The following is a 2883-nucleotide window of genomic DNA, read 5'->3' on the forward strand; positions in this document are numbered from 1 at the left end:
GTCACCATCGGCAACCAGACCTGGATGGCTGAGAACTTGAAGGTTACTAAATACAGGAATGGTGAATCGATTGATAAGGTTACGGATAACACAGCGTGGGGAGCTCTATCTACCGGTGCTTACTGTAATCTTGATAATGATGATACGAATGCTGATACTTATGGCAGTCTCTATAATTGGTATTCTGTAGACGACTACAGGAATATTGCACCTGTGGGGTGGCATGTACCTACCGATGATGAGTGGAAAAATTTAGAAATATACCTGGGTATGAGCCAATCTGAAGCAGATGGCTCAGGATATTATCGTGGGACAGTTGAGGGAAGGATGCTAAAGTCTACAACTGGCTGGACAAATGAGGGAAACGGAACAGATGAATATAGTTTTACTGCTCTACCCACTGGTGCAAGGGCAACTGTTGGTTATGGTTATTATGGCGATGATTCGAGATTATGGACTTCCACACCGACTGACGATAACAACGCTTGGTCTCGGAACATGCATTATAGTAGTGATAAAATTGCACGCTCAAACACTGACAAAACGCATGGACATGCTATCCGCTGTGTGAAAAACGCCCCAACCTACGTAGAAATCCCCCAAAACCTGGACGCCACCTCTGGTGACACCCAAGTCATCCTGGATTGGGCCGACACCGATGAAGCCGACCTGGCTAAATACCGAGTCTACCGTGGAACCGTTCCTGCTGTCTATTCTCTCCACGACAGCCTGACCGCCGGTGAGCCCATCACCTCAGCCTATGTAGACAATAATGTCTCTAATGGTACAACATACTATTATGTGGTGAAGGCAGTAGATGCAGATGGCAACGTCAGCGATGCATCCAATGAAGCCTCAGCCACCCCAACCATCGTTCCTGATGGATTGGTCGCGTGGTACCCCTTCAATAACACATCAAATGATGCCACTGGGAATGGGAATGATGGGGTTAACAATGGTGCCACCCCCACACCTGATCGCTTTGATAATGCCAATTCAGCCTATCAGTTTGATGGCACCGATGATTATATGGAAATAGCCGATAGTGATTCCCTGGATCCTGATGGTGGTGATTTTACCGTCTCTGGCTGGTTCAAAACCTGGAGCAAACCCGCTGCTGGTTCTGTCTACTTGATCAGCAAGTATCAGGAACCTCTCTATGACCAATGGTACTCGGCTATCGATAGCGATGGTTACCTCCAATCCGGATTTGGAGAAGGAACCAACCAAACCAATACCATGAGCTGGGATGCCACTACCACGGCTCAATCCAATTACACTGATTTTGAATGGCACTTCTTTACCCAAACCCTGGACTGGGGCAATCTTGCCAGACTCTATGTGGATGGGGTCCTCCGGGACAGTGCCGCTGCATCACCCACTGGTGATTTCAATAGTACCCAAGCCCTGCTTTTTGGAGCCCGCTGGGATGGAACACCCGCTGCTGCTGACCTCTTTAATGGTACCCTTGACGATATTCGACTCTACAACCGGCAGTTATCCCAGGATGAGATCAGTACCCTTTTTAGTGAAGATGGCTGGGATCCCACACCTAAAAATCCCCAGAATCTGACCGCCACCGCCGAAAATGAAGCCGTCATGCTCACCTGGGATGCCAATCCCGAAGCTGATATTGCTGGCTATCACATCTATCGCGATATCATGGATCCGGCCAGCACCCCGCTCACAACGGTCTCCGGATCACCGCCGAATAATTATTACCATGACACGGGTCGTCAGAACGGCACTCCCTATTATTACCGGATTAAAGCGGTTGACGCTGCCGACCAGGTAAGTGATTATTCTCAAAGTGCCTTTGCTACTCCTGATGCTTTTTCGGCAGTGAGTGAAGGTGATTTGGTAACATCAGGTGGTTATTCAGTGGGCAGCGCCTGGGCTGACTATGACAACGATGGTGACCTTGATCTTTACATCACCAATGCTTCATCACAAGCCAATGCTCTGTATCGTAATGAGGGGGATGGCAGCTTCTATCGTATTCCCATGGGGGCGGTTGTGAATGAAACGCTCAACGCATACGGTGCCTGTTGGGGTGACTATGACAATGATGGGGATGAGGATCTTTTTATCGCCAATTACGATGCCAACAACTCCCTGTTCCGCAATAACGGAGATGGTGGTTTTACTGCCATTCCTACAGGAAGCATTGTTACAGATGGTGGTTCTTCTTTTGGTGCTGCCTGGGCTGATTATGACAATGATGGTAATCTGGATATCTGTGTTGCCAATACTGGCAGTCAGGGCAATTTCCTCTACACCGGCAATGGTGATGGGACTTTCAATAAAGTAACTACTGGTGCTGTAGTCAGCGATGGCGGCAACTCTTATGGTGTTTCCTGGGTTGATTATGATGGTGATGGTGATATTGATCTCTACATCACCAATTCAAACACCACCAATTTTCTGTATGACAATGATGGAGAGGGGTCGCTAACCCGTAACACCTCTGCCGGTTTAATGGCTACTGAAAATTTGAATTCCATTGGCGCTGTTTGGGCTGATTTTGATAATGATGAAGATCTCGATCTGTTTGTGGCCAATAATGGACAGAACAACGCCTACTATACCAATAATGGTGATGGCACGTTCACGAAACGAACCAGTGGTGCCATCGTATCTGATGGTGAAGACTGTAACGGTGCCACTTCAGGTGATTATGACAATGATGGTGATATTGATATCTATGTGGCCAATTACACGGATCATCAGAATATGCTCTATGAGAATGATGGTGCTGGCAATTTTACCCGTATCATGACAAGCGCCCCAACGCTGACTGAAGCCTCATCTCAAAGTACCAGTATGGCAGACTATGACGGTGATGGTGACCTGGATATTCTGGTCCAGAACTACTCCGATATG

1 protein-coding gene is annotated in these 2883 nt (G+C 47.7%); it reads left to right on the top strand.

Annotation, left to right across the window (positions count from 1 at the left end; all coding sequences use genetic code 11):
- On the top strand, positions 1–2883 hold a 2883-nt coding region (locus tag U9Q77_08220; protein ID MEA3287347.1), incomplete at both ends, for an FG-GAP-like repeat-containing protein.

The sequence above is a fragment of the Candidatus Neomarinimicrobiota bacterium genome, from assembly GCA_034716895.1.
Lineage (GTDB): Bacteria > Fidelibacterota > UBA8477 > UBA8477 > JABMPR01 > JABMPR01.